This is a genomic window from Streptomyces sp. NPDC029956, from assembly GCF_055574655.1.
Genome location: NZ_JBVHZJ010000001.1, coordinates 136,952 through 153,473, shown reverse-complemented (window position 1 = coordinate 153,473; position 16,522 = coordinate 136,952). Strand labels below are relative to the sequence as shown.

8 protein-coding genes are annotated in these 16,522 nt (G+C 74.2%); 1 reads left to right on the top strand and 7 read right to left on the bottom strand.

All coding sequences use genetic code 11. The features are described 5' to 3' along the window. Positions 1 to 54: 54 nt before the first annotated feature. Positions 55 to 1,875, top strand: a complete 1,821-nt coding sequence (locus ACZ4XX_RS00510; RefSeq protein ID WP_468505786.1) for an ABC transporter ATP-binding protein — start codon at positions 55 to 57, stop codon at positions 1,873 to 1,875. Here ACZ4XX_RS00510 and ACZ4XX_RS00505 read toward each other — a convergent pair. The 7 genes from ACZ4XX_RS00505 to ACZ4XX_RS00475 all read right to left on the bottom strand — a co-directional run. Beyond that, positions 1,815 to 2,555: a 4'-phosphopantetheinyl transferase family protein gene (locus ACZ4XX_RS00505; protein WP_468505785.1), complete on the bottom strand. Its 741-nt coding sequence runs from the start codon at positions 2,553 to 2,555 to the stop codon at positions 1,815 to 1,817. The genes ACZ4XX_RS00510 and ACZ4XX_RS00505 overlap by 61 nt on opposite strands. Positions 2,556 to 2,563: 8 nt before the next feature. Next, positions 2,564 to 3,187 carry an isochorismatase family protein gene (locus tag ACZ4XX_RS00500; protein ID WP_468505784.1) on the bottom strand — a complete coding sequence of 208 codons (624 nt, stop codon included), beginning with the start codon at positions 3,185 to 3,187 and terminating at the stop codon, positions 2,564 to 2,566. Between the two features lie 104 nt (positions 3,188 to 3,291). Then, on the bottom strand, positions 3,292 to 4,923 hold the full coding sequence (locus ACZ4XX_RS00495; RefSeq protein WP_468505928.1) for a (2,3-dihydroxybenzoyl)adenylate synthase: 1,632 nt from the start codon (positions 4,921 to 4,923) through the stop codon (positions 3,292 to 3,294). Between the two features lie 47 nt (positions 4,924 to 4,970). Next, complete coding sequence (gene dhbC / locus ACZ4XX_RS00490) at positions 4,971 to 6,176, bottom strand: isochorismate synthase DhbC (RefSeq protein ID WP_468505783.1); 1,206 nt, start codon at positions 6,174 to 6,176, stop codon at positions 4,971 to 4,973. An 88-nt stretch (positions 6,177 to 6,264) separates the two neighbouring features. Next, positions 6,265 to 7,086, bottom strand: a complete 822-nt coding sequence (locus tag ACZ4XX_RS00485) for a 2,3-dihydro-2,3-dihydroxybenzoate dehydrogenase (RefSeq protein ID WP_468505782.1) — start codon at positions 7,084 to 7,086, stop codon at positions 6,265 to 6,267. Between the two features lie 114 nt (positions 7,087 to 7,200). Next, complete coding sequence (locus tag ACZ4XX_RS00480; RefSeq protein ID WP_468505927.1) at positions 7,201 to 14,421, bottom strand: amino acid adenylation domain-containing protein; 7,221 nt, start codon at positions 14,419 to 14,421, stop codon at positions 7,201 to 7,203. Positions 14,422 to 14,441: 20 nt separating this feature from the next. Further along, the coding region (locus ACZ4XX_RS00475; RefSeq protein ID WP_468505781.1) for a condensation domain-containing protein at positions 14,442 to 16,522 on the bottom strand (2,081 nt) is incomplete at its 5' end.

Genomic DNA, 16,522 nt, shown 5'->3' with positions numbered 1-16,522 from the left:
TACCGTTTGGGAAACCCTTTGACCTTTCTGGAACAGAGATGTTCCATTGTGGGTATGTCAGATTCCATTGCGCCCCGCCTGAGCGTCCTGTGGTCCTTCGCCCGCCCGCACCGGCGCACCCTGGTCAAGGGACTCGCCCTCGCCCTGGTCGGCTCCGCCCTGGGTCTCGCCACGCCCATGGTCACCAAGCACGTGCTCGACGCACTGGGCAGCGCGTCCTCCCTCACCACACCCGTGGCGACCCTCGTCGTGCTGCTCTTCGTCGGCGCCGGGGTCTCGTACTGGCAGTGGACCCTGCTCGGGGCACTGGGGGAGCGAGTGGTCCTCGACGCCCGTGAGTCGGTCGTACGGAGCTTCCTGCGTGCCACCGTGCCCGGCATCACCCGGAGCCCCACCGGCGAACTCGTCACCCGCGTCACCTCCGACACCGTGCTGCTCCGCGAGGCCGCCGCCTCCTCCTTCGTCGGCCTGATCAACGGGGCGGTCATGCTGGTGGGCAGCCTCGTCCTCATGGGCTTCCTCGATTTGGTGCTGCTCGCCACCACGGTGGCCGCCGTCGCCCTGGTCGGCGTGGTCTTCGGGATCCTCATGCCCGGAATCGCGAAGTCCCAGCAGCAGGCCCAGGAGCATGTGGGACGGCTCGGCGGCGTCCTCGAAGGCACGCTGCGGGCGATCCGTACCGTCAAGGTCAACCGCGCCGAGGAGCGCATGACCGAGCGGATCCTCGCCGACGCGCACGCCTCGGCCGCGTTCGGGGTCCGCGCCGTCCGCCGCGAGGCCCTGGCCTGGACGACCGCCTGGTCGGGCGTCAACCTGGCCATCATCGCGATCCTCGCCGTCGGCGCCTGGCGCGTCGGCGTGGGCCGGCTCGAGGTGTCCGGTCTGATCGCCTTCCTCCTCTACACGTTCGCCCTCATGGACCCGATCAACGAACTCAGCCAGAACGTGACCGCCCTCCAGTCCGGCATCGCCGCCGCCGAACGCATCCGACAGGCGGACGCCCTGCCGTCCGAGGAGGCCTCGCCGGCGGCGGGCGCGTCCGTCCGGGAGCCCCGGAAGCCCCGGAGGCTCGACCGACTCGACGGACTCGACGAGTTCGACGGGATTCAGGACCTCCGGGACGACGTGCCCGTCCTGGAGCTCCGCAACGTCACCGCGGCCTACGGCCCGGACGCCGGGCCCGCCGTACGGGACATCGACCTCGTCATCCCCCGGCGCGGCCACACCGCCGTCGTCGGTCCCTCGGGAGCGGGCAAGACCACCCTGTTCTCCCTGGTCCTGAGGTTCCTGGAGCCGACCGGCGGCGAACTCCTCCTCGACGGGCGGCCCTACCGCGACCACGCCCACGGCGACATCCGGGCCCGTCTCGCCTACGTCGAGCAGGACACCCCCGTCGTCCCCGGCACGATCCGCGACAACCTGCTCCTCGCCCGGCCCGACGCCACCACGGAGGAGCTGCTGCGCGTCCTCCACGACGTTCGGCTCACGGAGAAGGTCGACGCCCTGGAGGAGGGACTGGACACGCCGCTCGCCACCGCGAACGTGTCGGGCGGGGAGCGGCAGCGCATCGCCCTGGCCCGGGCGCTGCTCGCCACCCCCGACGTGCTGCTCCTGGACGAGGCCACCGCCCAGCTCGACGGTCTGACCGAGGCGGCCGTGCAGGAGTGCCTCCGCTCCCGCGCGGACACCGGCGCCGTGGTGACGATCGCGCACCGCCTGTCGACGGTGGTCGACGCGGACACCATCGTCGTCATGGAGGCGGGCCGGATCCGGGCGCAGGGCCGGCACGAGGAACTGCTCGTGTCGGACACCCTCTACCGCGACCTGGTCGAATCCCTGCGGATCGCCTCCGTCGCCGGCGCTCCCGTGACCTGAGCATCCCCGTCCGGCGGAGCGGCCGACCGCCGCACCTCGTGGGCGACGGCGGCCACGTGCCCCTCGGAGAGGAGCACATCGGTGAGTCGGAGCCCGCAGGGCCGGGCGGGGGCGAGCCCGGTCCCCACGTAGGGGTCGGCGGCGCCCCGGACCAGGGCCATTCCCGTCGCCTTGAGCGCGGCCTCCTTCCGGGCCCAGCAGCGGGCGAAGGCGCCCGCGCGGGAGTTGACGGGAAGAGCCGCCAACTCCGCCCGCTCACGCGGGTGGAGGGCGGCCCCCACGTCCCGTACCACGCCGTCGGCCGGCACGGTCTCCACGTCCACCCCCACCGGCACGGACGCCACCGCCACCAGGGCCCGGTCGCCCGCGTGGGAGAGCGAGAAGTGCACGTCGCCGTGGTCCGGCAGGTGGGGCTTGCCGTGCGGACCGCCGCACCCGGCGCAGGGCCGACGCGCGAAGGCCAGCCGGTCGGGCCGCCCGCCCACGCGCTCGGCCAGGACCAGGCGAAGCAGCACATGGGCGACCAGGTACCGGTCGGCGTCCACCGGGTGGCGGAAGGCGCCTGCCCGGGCCGTCTCCGTGGAGTCCAGCAGGGTGGCGAGTGCGCGGGCGGACGCCGTGTTCGGGTGCACCGCGACAGCCACCACTCCGGGGTGGCCCGGCAGTTCCTCGTAGCGCACGGGACGGCTCAGAAGACCTGGTCGGTCGTCGTGACGACCGCGCACCGGCCCGCCGCCCATTCGAGGGCCATGCGGTGCTCGCGCTCGGAGAAGTCGGCCACGGCGTCGGCGACGACGAAGGCCTGGATGTCCTGCATCCACGCGTCGCAGGCGGTCATCAGGACGCCGATGTGCGCGTACACGCCGGTGACGACCAGCTGGTCGCGGCCCTGCTCGCGCAACTGCTCCAGGAGGTCGGTGCGGACGAATGCGCTGTACTTCCACTTCGTGAGGAGCGTGTCGCCGGGCTCCGGGGCGACGGCGTCCGCGATGGCCACGGCGTGCGGGTCGGTCGGCACCCCCGGACCCCAGAAGTCCTGCTGGAGGCCGCGCTGTTCGGGGGTCTGGCCGCCGGGCTGGGCCGTGTAGACGACGGGGACGCCGAGCCGGGCGGCCTCCTTGCGGAGCCGGTCGAGGTTGGCGAGCAGGGCCGTGATCGGCTCGGCCTCGGCGTCGAAGGGGGTGAGGAAGTGGTTCTGCAGGTCGTGCACGAGGAGCACGGCCCGGTCCGGGTCGACGGTCCACTCCACCCGGTTGGCGGGGAGCTCGCCGGGGCGGGGCATGGGGTAGGGCGCCACAGTGGGCAGGGTCATGGCGGTTCCGTTTCGGCAAGTGCTGGTGCTGATGCGGGTGTTGGACTTCGGTGGGCCGTACGGTGCCGGGCTGGGCCGGACTGGGCCGGGGTGCGGCTTGCGCGTCAGGTCCCGGGCGCGGTGCGGGCGCGCAGGTCCTTCTTGGACACCTTGCCGACGCCGGTCGTGGGGAAGGCCTCCACGAAGACGATCCGGTCGGGCACCTTGAAGGCGGCGAGCCCCCGGTCCCGGACGAACCGCTTCAGCGCGAGCGCCCCGACCACGGGCGCGTCCGCGCGCGGGATCACGTACGCGCAGCTCCGCTCGCCGAGGTACGGGTCGGGCTCGGCCACCACGTTGGCGTCGTGCACCGACGGATGGGCCAGCAGGTGGTTCTCCACCTCCTCGGCGGCGATCTTCTCGCCGCCCCGGTTGATCTGGTCCTTGGCACGTCCCTCGACGACCAGATGGCCGCTCGGGGTGACCCGGACGAGGTCGCCGGTGCGGTAGAAGCCGTCCGCGGTGAAGGCGCGGGCGTTGTGCTCGGGCGCGTTCCAGTAGCCGCGGATGGTGTACGGACCGCGGGTCAGCAGATGGCCCGTCGTGCCCTCCGGCACGTCCTCGTCCTCGTCGTCGACGACCCGGATCTCGTCGGCGGGCGAGATCGGCCGGCCCTGGGTGGTGACGACGGTCTCCGTGTCGTCGTCGAGCCGGGTGTAGTTGACCAGGCCCTCGGCCATGCCGAAGACCTGCTGGAGCGTGCAGCCGAGCGCGGGCTTGACGCGCCGGGCGGCCTCCTCGCCGAACTTCGCCCCGCCCACGAGCAGGACGTCGAGACTGGAGAGGTCGTAGGCGGACGCGGCGGCGGCGTCGGTCCAGACGAGCGCGAGCGGCGGTACGAGACCGGTGATCGTGACGCCCTCGTCCTGGACGAGCGGGAAGGCCACGTCGGGCGCGGGCCGCGGGCACATGACCACACGGCCGCCGGCGTACAGGGCGCCGAGCGAACCGGGTGAGGAGAGCGGGAAGTTGTGGGCGGCTGGCAGCACACAGAGGTACACGCTGTTCTCGTCGACACCGCAGATCTCGTTGGAGCCGCGCAGCGAGTAGATGTAGTCGTCGTGCGTCCGGGGGATCAGCTTGGGCACGCCGGTGCTGCCGCCGGAGAGCTGGAGGAACGCCAGGTCCGAGGGGGCGGGGCCGGTGAGGGCCACCGGCTCCGCGGGGACGTCGGACAGTGGTTCGAAGGGGCCGGCGTCCCCGCCGACGACGAACACGTGCCGCAGCGAGGGCGTCCGGGCGAGCACGGTGGCCGCGAGGGCGCGGTGGTCGAAGCCCGCGTCCTCGCCAGGGACCACGTAGGCGACCGCTTCGGTGAAGGAGCAGAAGTAGGAGATCTCCGACTCGCGGTGGGCCGGCAGCGCGAAGACCGGCAGTGCGCCCAGCCGGAACAGGGCGAAGATCACTTCGAAGAACTCGGCGACGTTGGGGAGTTGGACGACGACCTTGTCGCCGTGGCCGATGCCGCGGGCGGCGAGCCCGGCGGCGAGCCGGTCGGCGCGGAGGTCGAGGTCGCCGTAGGTCCAGGCGCGCCGGGCGCCGCCCGGGCCCGCGCGGTCGACGACGGCCACGCGGTCGGGGTGGGTCTCCGCCCGGGCGCGGAGCACGGCGCCGAAGGTCTCGCCCCGCCACCAGCCGGCCGTGCGGTAGCGCTCCGCGAACTCGGCGGGCCAGGTGGGCGTGGCGGTGTCCGGCAGGGCCGTCCCCGGTTCCGTGTCCGGGGCGGCGGGCCGGGTCGGTGCGGTCACAGTTCGGCTCCCACGGCGTTCAGGAAGGTACGGAACTTGGCGGCGGTCTCGGCGGTCTCCGCCTCGGGCACGGAGGCGGAGACGATGCCGGCTCCCGCGTACAGGCGCAGCGTGCGGCCCTCGGCCTCGGCGCAGCGGATGGTGACGACCCACTCGCCGTCGCCCTCCGCGTCGCCCCAGCCGACGATGCCGGTGAAGAACCCCCGGTCGAAGGGCTCGGTCTCGCGGATCACCTGTCTCGCGAGCGGCGTCGGGGTGCCGCAGACCGCCGGGGTGGGGTGGAGCGCGGAGGCGATCTCCAGAGCCGACACCTCCGGCTGCGCGAGGGTTCCGGTGACGGTGGTGGAGAGGTGCCACATGGTGGCGGTGCGGATCAGCGAGGGCCGGGCGGGCACCTCGATCGCGGAGCAGTACGGGGCCATCACCTGGTGCACGGCGTCGACGACGACGGCGTGCTCGTGGAGGTCCTTGGCGGACTCCAGGAGGGCCGCGGCGCGGCGCACGTCCTCGGCGAGGTCGTCGCTGCGGGGGACGGAGCCGGCCAGCGGGTTGGAGACCAGCCGGTCGCCGCGCCGGGAGACGAGGAGTTCGGGGCTGGCGCCGAGCAGGGTGCGGTCGGGGCCGGTGGGCAGCGCGAAGGTGTAGCCGGCCGGGTCGCGGCGGGCGAGCCGCTGGACCATCGCGGCGAGGTCGAGCTCGTCGGGGCCGGTCACCTCCAGGGTGCGGGCGAGGACCACCTTGCTGAACTCGCCGTTCCACATGCGGTCGACGGCGGAGGCGACCCCCTTGGCGTACACCTCGGGCTCGGGTTCCGGCCGGACGGACCAGGCGGTGGCCGGGGGCGCGGCGGCGGGCAGTGCGACCAGCGGGTCGTGGGCGAGGGCCGGTCCGGTGCGCACCGTCTCGGGTATGACGAGCGCGGCGGGGGCGTCCTTTTCGAAGGGGAGGGCGCCGAGGACGACGGGGGCGGCCCGGCCGTCGGAGCGGGCCTTCCGCAGGGCGTCGGTCACCCGCTCGGCGACCGGGGCGGTGCCGTGCGGGACCTCCTGCCGGACGCCGTGGGCGAGCAGGGTCCGGGTGGGCGTGGCGAGGAACCGGTCGCCCCGGCGGAAGGCGTCGAGCAGCGCGGTGGCGGCTCCGACGGAGGAGTGGGGGTCTGCGGGCGCGGACGTGTGCGCGGCGACCTGGTGGACCGTCGACACGGGGCTCCTTGGTTTCGGTCTGAGGGTGGGGAGGAGGAGTCGGGGGGCGGGTGCGTGCGGGGCGGGTGGGCGGTGAGGGCCCGGCCCGTCATCGCAGGGTGGCGCCGCCGTCGACGTAGATGTCCTGCATGGTGATGTGGCGGGCCCGGTCGGAGGCGAGGAAGACGACGGTCTCCGCGATGTCCTCCGGGTCGGCGATGCGGCCCAGCGGGATGCCGGTGCGGTGGCTGGCGGCGTCTCCCGCGATCACGCGCTGCGGGCCGGAGGGCCCGTCCCAGAGCGCGCGCTGCATGGGGGTGTCGGTGGAGCCGGGGCAGACGGCGTTGCAGCGGACGCCCCGGGCGGCGACCTCGAGCCCCAGGCACTTGGTGAAGGCGACGGCCGCGGCCTTCGAGGCGGCGTAGGCGCTCATTCCGGAGCGGGGGATGCCGGCGGCGTTGGAGGCGACCGTCACCACGGAGCCGGAGCCCCGGGCGGCCATGCCGCCGACCACGGCCCGGGAGAGGTGGAACACGCCCGTGGTGTTGACCGCGAAGGTGTCCGCCCAGTCCTCGTCCGTCATGTCGAGCGCGGGTCCGGTCCTGAGGACTCCGGCGACGTTCACGAGGATGTCGACCGGGCCGAGTTCGCGCTCGACGCGGCCCACGGTCCGGGTCACGTCGTCCCCGTCGGCGACGTCCAGGGCGTAGGGCACGACCGCTCCGGCGGTCCGGTCCCGTTCTCCGCCGTGGTCCCCGGTCAGCCGCGCGACGCTCTCGGCGAGGGCGCCGGCCGCACGGTCGGTGGCGGCGACGGTGGCGCCCCGCGCGGCGAGCGCGTGCACGACGGCCTCGCCTATGCCCTGTGCGGCGCCGGTGACGAGGGCCACGCGCCCCTCGAACTCACCGCGCGGTCTGCTGCTTTCAGTCACGATACCTCCTTGACTTAGGTACGCCTAACCTAAGCTGAGTGAATGGGCCCATGGGCTTGTCACGGCGGGGGGCCCCGGGGCGCCCCCGACTGCGGAGTTCCGAACGGACGTGTTTCAGCGGCGAGCTGACGGACCGTCCGCGACGGCGCGCAGCGCCGAGGCCAGGAGCGGGCCGATCTCCTCCAGCGCCTCCGGCACCATCAGCTCGTCATGACCGCGGTCGAGCACGTGCTCCGTGAGGACGCCGTCCACGTACGCGGGCCACACCAGCCGCGGTGCCTCCCCGGCCGGAGTCGTCCGCGCGGCCGTGAAGAACAGGACGTCACCGTGGAAGCGCCGAGTGCGGCTGCGGGAGAGCAGCCGTACACAGTGCACGTTGGTCTCCACGATCGCGTGCAGCAGCGAGTCGTCGAAGCCGGCCAGGAGGCCCTGGCTGTCCCGGATCGCGGCCACCGCCTCCTCGCGGGAGACGTCCCCTCGCCCGCCGGCCTCCGCGCCGAGACCCGCCACGGAGAGCAGGAAGCCGCTCTCCTCCTGTTCGAGCCGTTCGCGCCACTCCGGAGTGTCGAGGTACGACCAGTCGTCCCGCTCCGGCGGGTAGGCGTCGAGGAGCGCGAGGAACGCGACCTCCTCCCCGCGCTCCTGGAGCATCGCCGCGAGGGTGTGCGCCACCGTCCCGCCGAAGGAGTACCCGACGAAGTGGTACGGCCCCTCGGGCTGCACCGCGCGGATCTCCGCGAGGTACCGCTCGCACAGCTCCGCGACGTCCGTCGCCTCCGGCAGCTCCCCGGCCAGGCCGGGGGACTGGACGCCGTACACCGGCCGGTCCGCGTCGAGGTGACGCAGCAGGCCCGTGTACTGCCAGCTGAACCCGGAGGCCGGGTGGAAGCAGAACAGCGGCGCCCTGCCGCCCCGCTCCCGCAGCGGGAGCAGCACCCGCAGCGCCTCGCGGCGCGAGTCCGACCCGATCCGGGCCGCCACGTCCGCGACCGTCGGCGCCGACATGACCGTGCCCACCTGGACGGGGACGCCCAACTCGTCGCGGATGCGGCCGACGAGCCGCATCGCGAGGAGCGAGTGCCCGCCCAGCTCGAAGAAGTTGTCCTCGACGCCGACCCGCTCCAGGCCGAGCACGTCCGCGAAGATCCCGCACAGCAGCTCCTCACGGGCGTCCTCCGGCGGCCGGCCGCCGCCCGCGTCCGCGAACACCGGGGCGGGCAGCGCGACGCGGTCCACCTTGCCGTTCACGGTCAGGGGCAGCGCGGGCAGCTCGACGAACGCCGACGGGACCATGAACTCCGGCAGGGTCGCCGCCAGTCGGGTCCGCAGCGCGGCCGTCACCGCCTCCGGGTCCCCACGGTCCGCCTCCGAGGCCGGCACCGTGTACGCCACGAGCCGCTTCACCCCGTTCGCCCCCGTGTGCACGACCACCGCGGCGGCCGCCACCTCGGGCGCGGCGGCGAGCGCCGACTCGATCTCGCCCAGCTCGATCCGGAAGCCACGGATCTTGACCTGGTGGTCCGCCCGGCCCAGGTAGTCGATCCCGTCGTCCTCGCGCCAGCGCACCAGGTCGCCGGTGCGGTACATCGACGTGCCCGGCGCGCCGAACGGATCGGCCACGAACCGCTCCGCCGTCAGCGCCGGCCGTGCGAGGTAGCCGCGCGCCAGACCCGCACCCGCGAGGTACAGCTCGCCCGGCACCCCGCGCGGCACCGGCCGCAGCGCACCGTCGAGCACGTACGCCCGGGTGTTGTGGATCGGCCGGCCCACACAGGACGTGGCGCTGCCGCCGACGTCGGCACCCAGCGCGTTGACCGTGTACTCGGTGGGCCCGTACAGGTTGTAGCCCATCGTGCCCTCGGTCTCCGCGATCAGCGACCACAGGGAGTCGGGCACCGCCTCGCCACCGAGCAGCACCAGAGAGGGACGGTGCCGCCCCTCGTCCAGAAGCCCCGCGTCGACCAGCTGCTGCCCGTACGACGGCGTGACGTTGACGACGTCGATGCCGACCCGGTCGTAGTGCGCGGTCAGCGCCGCCGGGTCGAGCCGCAGCTCCTCGCCGATGACGTGCACCTCGTGCCCGTCGACCAGCCAGAAGAACTCCTCCCACGACATGTCGAACGCGAACGACACGGTGTGCGCGACCCGCATCCGGCGCCCGCCCGCCAGCTTGACCGCGGGTTCGAAGATCCGCTCCCGGTGGTTCAGCAGCATGTTGACCAGACCCGAGCCCGGCACGACCACACCCTTGGGGCGGCCCGTGGAACCCGAGGTGTAGATCAGGTACGCCGGGTGCCGGCCGTCGCGCGGCGCCGCCAGCTCCTCCTCCGCCACCGGACCGCCCGGCAGCGCGGCCAGCTCCGCGACCGTCGCCGGGTCGTCCAGGACCAGCGGCGGCACGCCCGCCACCACCGGTACCCGGCCCGCCACGGCCGAACTCGTGACCAGGCAGAGCGGGCCCGCGTCCCCGACCATCGCGGCCAGCCGGTCCACCGGGTGGTCCAGGTCCAGCGGCAGGTACGCCGCCCCCGCCTTGAGCACCGCGAACAGCGCGACCACGAACTCCGCCGAGCGCGGCAGACCCAGGGCCACCGTCCGCTCGGGTCCGGCGCCGCGTCCGAGCAGCGCACGGGCCAGCCGGTTCGCCCGCTCGTCAAGGTCCGCGTAGGTCAGCCGCTCGTCCTCGAAGACGAGCGCCGTGGCGTCCGGTGTCAGCGCGGCCTGCCGGGCGAACAGCTCGATGAACGACACGTCCGGCAGCGTGTGCCCCGTGTCGTCGCCGAGGGCGAGCAGCCCGGCCCGCTCGGCGTCCTCCAGGGTGCGCAGCCGGCCGACCGGCGTCGCGCCGCCCGCCGCGAACTGCTCGACGAGCAGCCGCAGCCGGCCCGCCAGCTCCTCCGCCGTCCCCCGGCCGCACAGGTCGGGACGGTAGGCCAGGCTGAGTTCGAGCGAGCGGTCCGGCGTGACGGCGAGCGTCAGCGGATAGTGCGTGCCGTCGACGCTGTGCGTCCAGCCGATCTGGTGCCGCTCCACCGCCTCCTCGCGCGCGGTGTCGTCCAGGGGCGTGTTCCGGAACACGTACAGCGTGTCGAAGAGCTGCCCGACGCCCGCCGCCTGCTGGATCCGGCCGAGGCCCAGGTAGTGGTGGGGCAGCAGCTCCGCGTGCTCGCCCTGCGTCCGGACGAGCAGCTCGCGCAGGGTCTCCGCCGGCCGCAGCGTGACCCGGAACGGCAGCGTGTTCATGAACATGCCGATCATCCGGTCGACCCCCGGCACCTCCGCCGGACGCCCCGAGACCGTCGCGCCGAACACCACGTCGTCCCGCCCGGTCATCCCCGACAGGGACAGCGCCCACGCCGCCGAGAGCACCGTGTTCAGGGTGACGCCGCAACCCCGGGCGAACGCCCGCAGCCGGTCACTCGTCTCCTCGCCGAGCGCGATGTCCACCACCTCGGCGGTCACCGGCTGCCGTGCCGGATCGGCCGACGCCACCAGCGTCGCCTGGTCCAGGCCCGACAGATGGTTCCGCCAGGCGGTCAGCGCCGCCTCGGTGTCCGTGCCCGCCAGCCACCGGAGATACGCGCGGTACGGAGTGACCGGCGGCAGCACCTCGGCGCGGCCACCCGCCCCGTACAGCTGGAACAGCTCCTCGAAGAAGAGCGACTCCGACCAGCCGTCGGTGAGGATGTGGTGCTGCGTCACACAGAGCATCCACCGGTCCTCGGCGAACTTCAGCAGCGTCACGCGCATCAGCGGCGGCGCCGACAGGTCGAACCGCGTCGCCGCGTCCTCCAGCGAGAACACCCGCTGCGCCTCGTCCTGCCCGGCCCGGTCAAGGTCCGTCAGATCCCGTACGTTCCAGGGCAACTCCCACTCGGCGGGCACCACCTGCACCGGACCCGCCAGACCCTCGTGCCAGAACGCCGAGCGCAGGTTCGGATGCCGGCACAGCATCGCGTCGAACGCGGCGCGCAGCGCGGCCGTGTCCACCGCGTGCCGCAGCTCCACGAAGTTCTGCATCAGGTACACGTCGAACGCGCGGTCGTCGTACTGCGCGTGGAAGTACAGCCCCTCCTGGAGCGGTGCCAGCGGCAGCACCTCCCCGGCACCCGGGAACACCCGGTCGAGGAGGGCCCGCCCGGCCTCGTCCAGCTCCACGAGCGGGCCGCCGGCATCCGGGGCGGTCCGCGCCGCGCCCTGCGCGTCCGGCGTACGGGCCGCCACCGCGAGCCCCGCCACCGTCCGCTGCTCGAACACATCGCGCGGAGTGAGGACCAGACCCTCCTTGCGCGCCCGCGTCACCAGCTGGATCGACACGATGCTGTCGCCGCCCAGGGCGAAGAAGTCGTCGTCCACCCCGACCGAACGGAGCCCGAGGACCTCGGTGAACACCCGGCACAGGGCCTCCTCCCGCTCCCCGCTCGGGGCCCGGGAGTCCGGCGAGGCACCCAACACCGGCGCGGGCAGCGCGGCCCGGTCCAGTTTGCCGTTCACATTGAACGGCAGCGCGCCGAGCACCACCACCGCGGCCGGAACCATGTAGTCCGGCAGCACATCGGCCAGCTCCGCGCGGATCGCCGCAGGCTCCGCCGTGCCGGTCACATAGCCGACGAGCCGCTTCACACCCGGCGAGTCCTCACGGACCACGACCGCCGCCGCGTCGACCCCGGCCACCGCCGCCAGCGCCGACTCCACCTCACCCGGCTCGATCCGGAAACCACGGATCTTCACCTGGTCGTCGGCGCGCCCCAGGTACTCCAGCTCGCCGTCCGCCCGCAGCCGCGCCAGGTCACCCGTGCGGTACATCCGCGACCCTCGCGGCCCGAACGGGTCGGCCACGAACCGCTCGGCGGTCAGCGCGAACCGGCCCAGATAGCCGCGCGCCGTACCGCGCCCCGCCAGGTAGAGCTCACCCGTCGTGCCCGCCGGGACCGGCCGCAGCGCCGCGTCCAGGAGGTACGCGCGCGTGTTGCCGATCGGCCGCCCCACCACCGGGGTGGCGCTGTCGGCCAGATCCGCCGCGAGCGCGTCCACCGTGTACTCGGTCGGCCCGTAGAGGTTCACCGACATCACCCCGCTCGCCGCCCGCACCGCCGACCACAGCGCCTCCGGCACCGCCTCGCCGCCGAGCAGCAGCAGCGCCGGACTGTGCCGGGCCGGGTCGAGCAGACCCCGGTCGAGCAGCCCGAGCGCGTACGTCGGGGTGACGTCCATCGCGTCCACCCGGTGCTCCCGCACATAGCCGACGACGAACTCGGCGTCCCTGCGGCCCATCTCGTCGAGCACGTGCAGCTCGTGCCCGGCGACCAGCCAGAACAACTGCTCCCACGAGGTGTCGAAGCTGAACGAGGCCGTGTGCAGCGCCCGCAGGGTCCGTCCGCCGGTCGCGTCGACCACGGGACCGAAGACCTGGGCGACGTGGTTGGCGTACAGGTTCGACAGACCGCCGTGGGTGAGGACCACGCCCTTGGGGCGCCCGGTCGACCCCGAGGTGTAGATGACGTACGCCGGGTGCCCGTCCGCGATCTCGGGCGACACGCACGCCGCCGGGAGGGCGTCGAGCGCGGCGGCCGTCTCCGGGGCGTCGAGCACGATCCGCTCGGGACCGTCCCCGGCCGGCGGCAGCAGCGGCACCGCCCGCCCGGTGGTGAGCACGAACGCCGGCGCCGCGTCCTCGATCATCAGAGCCAGCCGGTCCGCCGGATGGTCCAGGTCCAGCGGCAGGTAGGCGCCGCCCGCCTTCAGCACGGCCAGGATCGCGACCACCGTCTCCGCCGAGCGCGGTACGGCGAGCGCCACCACCGACTCCGGTCCGACCCCGCGCTCCGCGAGAAGCCCCGCGAGCCGCGCGGCCCGCCCGCCGAGCTCGGCGAAGGTCAGCGAGGACTCCCCGCAGACCACCGCGGTCGCGTCGGGGGTACGGGCGGCCCGCTCGGCGAACACGTCCGCGACCGTCCCCGACGGCACGTCCCGCACCGTCCCCGGCCAGCTGCTCCGGACCCGCTCCACCTCGGCCGCCGGCAGCAGTGCGAGCGCGCCCACCGCCGTACCGGGCTCGTCCGCGATCCGGTCCAGGACGTGCGCCAGCCGGTCCGCGATCAGCCCCGCCGCCCGCGCGTCGAACACGTCCGGCCGGTACTCCAGCCGCAGCTCCGCCCGCGCGTCCAGGGACACCGCGAGGGTCAGCGGGTAGTGCGTGGCGTCCTCCGCCTCGACACCCGTCACCCGCACTCCGGCCGCGACCGTCTCGCGCGCCGACGGGTCCACCGGATAGTTCTCGATCACGACGAGCGTGTCGAACAGCTCGCCGCCGCCGCTCTGCCTCTGGATCAGCCGCAGCCCCAGGTGGTGATGGGAGAGGAGGGCGTTCTGCTCGTCACGGAAGCGGCGCAGCAGCCCCTCGACCGTCTCCTCGGGCCGGGTCGCGAGCCGCACCGGAACGGTGGTGATGAACAGGCCGAGCATCGACTCGACGCCCGGTATCTCGTCCGGACGCCCCGACACCGTCAGACCGAACACCACGTCCTGCCGCCCCGTCAGACCGCCGAGCAGCAGCCCCCACGCGCACTGGATCAGCGTGCTCGGTGTCGTGCCGAGCCGCCGCGCCGCCGCCGTCAGCCGGTCCGTGGCGGCCGACGACAGCTCCAGGGCGTGCACCCCGGGCCGCACCGGCGCCCGCGCCGGGTCCGGCGCCGCGACCAGCGACGCCTCCTCGACCCCGGCGAGCGCCGACCGCCAGGCCGCCTCCGCCGCCGGCGTGTCCTGCTCCTTCAGCCACTTCAGATACGTGCGGTAGGGGCGTACCGCCGGAAGGCCCGAGGCGTCCCCGTCGGCCGCGTACAGCGCGAGCAGATCACCCACGAGCAGCGGCATCGACCAGCCGTCGACCAGGATGTGATGGACCGTGATCATCAGCCGGTGATCGTCGTCCGCGAGACGCGCGAGGACCAGCCGCAGCAGCGGCGGCCGGTGCAGCGCGAACCGCCGCGCCAGCTCGGCCCGCCGGAGCGTCGCGAGCCGCTCCTCGACCGAGGCGCCCGTCAGGGGCGCACCGTCGACGCCCCTCGCGCCGGGCTCCGACAGATCGACCCGCTCGACCCCGAACGTCACCTCCGCCGGCACGAACTGCACCGGCTGGGGAACCCCCTCGTGCCAGAACCCTGCCCGCAGGTTCGGGTGCCTGCGCAGCAGCGCCACCGCCGCCCGCTCCAGCCGCCCGGCGTCCACCGGCCCGGCCAGCCCGACCGACACCTGCACGGTGTACACGTCGGCGCCCTCACCGTCGTAGACGGAGTGAAACAGCATGCCCTGCTGCAGGGGGGACAGCGGCAGCATGTCCTCGATACGAGCCTGCGTCACTGCTGGGCCCTCCACATCTCTTCGAGCATGGTGATCTGGTTCTGGTCGAGGTCGAGCAGGTCGAGGTCGGACGGGGTGTGACCGGCGGACGAACCGCCGGCCGCCCAGGCGGCGAGCAGGTCGAGGGCGGCCAGCCAGCCGTCCGTCAGCTCGCCCACCGTGTTCTGGGAGAGCGCCTCGCCCGCCCAGACGAAGGTGGCGGCGAGCTCGGGACCGTCCGGGCCGTTGTCGATCTCGGCGTCGACCGCCAGCGGATGCGAGAGCGGCATGTCCGGATCGGGCCGTACGGCGAGCGCGTCGGCCTCCGCCGCCGGACCCCACACGGACTGTGTCCGCGCGGTCTGCCGGCCGAGGTAGTTCCACAGGATCTCGGGGCCCGCGCCCCGCGCGAACAGCCCCGCCGTGGCCGCGTTCGCGTACCGCAGCAGCCCCGCGCCGATCCCGCCGTCCGGAACACCACGGACCCGTTCCTTGATCTCCTTCAGCGCCGTCCCCGCGTCCTGCGTCCCGGCGGCCACGGCGACCGGGTCGTAACCGTCGGCGGTGAGCCGCAGCGGATAGACACTGGTCAGCCAGCCGACCGTCCGCGTGAGATCGGCACCCGGCACGAGGTCCTGCTCCCGGCCGTGACCCTCCAGATCCACGGTCACCCCGTCCACCGCACGTCCGGCCCGCGCCGCCCAGTCGCCCACGGCGAGCGCGAGCGCGGTGAGCAGCGTGTCGTTGACGGTGCCGTGGAAGGCCTGCGGCACCGCCGACAGGAGCGGCTCGGTCCGCTCGGCCGACAGCCGGACCGTCAGCCGCCGGGCCGTCGCCACCGTGTCCCGCGCCGGGTCCAGGGGCCGATCGGTCAGCAGCCGCGCGCCCGGCGCCGCCGCTTCGAACCACCGGTCCAGCTCGGCCGTCCGCCGCCCGCCGTGCGCCTCGGCGAGCAGCCCCGCCGTCCAGGTGCGCAGCGCCGTCGGCACGGGTTCGAGCGCGGGCACCCGCCCGGCCGACGCGGCCTCCCAGGCCGCCCGCAGGTCGGGCAGCAGGATCTGCCAGGACACCTCGTCCACCACCAGGTGGTGGGCGACGAGCAGCAGCCTGCCCGGTTCACCGGGACCGGCGTCCAGGTGCACGGCCCGCACGGTCGCCCCGGACTCCGGGTCGAGTGCGCCGGCGGCGCGGTCCGACTCGCGGCCCACCAGCTCCCGCAGCGCCCCGGTGCCGAGCCCGGACGCGTCGACGGTACGCAGCACCCTGGCCGCCGACAGCGAGCCCGCCGGGACCACCTCCGCGCTCCACACGCCTGGCCGCGTCACGGTCAGCACCTGCCGCAGCCCGTCGTGGAGGTCGAGCACCGCCTGAAGGGCGGTCGTGAGATCGGCGTGCCGCACCCCGGCGGGCACCAGGACCAGACGGGCCTGACAGAACCGGCGGAACGGTCCGCCGCGCTCGGCGAGCCACCGTGCCACCGGAGGCAGGACGAGCGGCCCCACTCCCTGCTCGGCGGGGGGCACGGCGACCGCGGCGTCCGCCGTCGGCGCGGCGACGGCGGCGAGCCCGGCGGGCGTCGGGTGCTGGAACACCTGGCGGGCCGTCACCTTGAGACCCGCCTTGCGGGCCTGGCTCACGAGGCGGATGGAGACGATGCTGTCGCCGCCCAGCTCGAAGAAGTTGTCCTCGGGGCCCACGGCGGGCAGCCCGAGGACCTCGGCCATCAGCCGGGCCGACAGCTCCGCCGGACTTTCGCCGGACACCGGTCCCGCGACGGCCGCCGCCACGGGGGCCGGTGCGGTGAACCGAGGCTCCGGCGGCGCGGGGAGTGCGCGGCGGTCGAGCTTGCCGTTGGGGGAGAGGGGGACGGCCGGGATCTCCAGGAAGACGCTCGGCACCATGTACTCGGGCAGCTGCGCGGCGGCGTGGGCCCGCAGCGCGTCGGCGTCGAGGACCGTACCCGTCGCAGGGACCGCGTACGCCACGAGCCTGCGGCTCCCCGGCCGGTCCTCGCGGATGACGGTGACGGCGCGGGTGACCCCGGGGGCCGTTCCCAGGACGGTGTCGATCTCGCCGGGTTCGATGCGGAAGCCGCGGA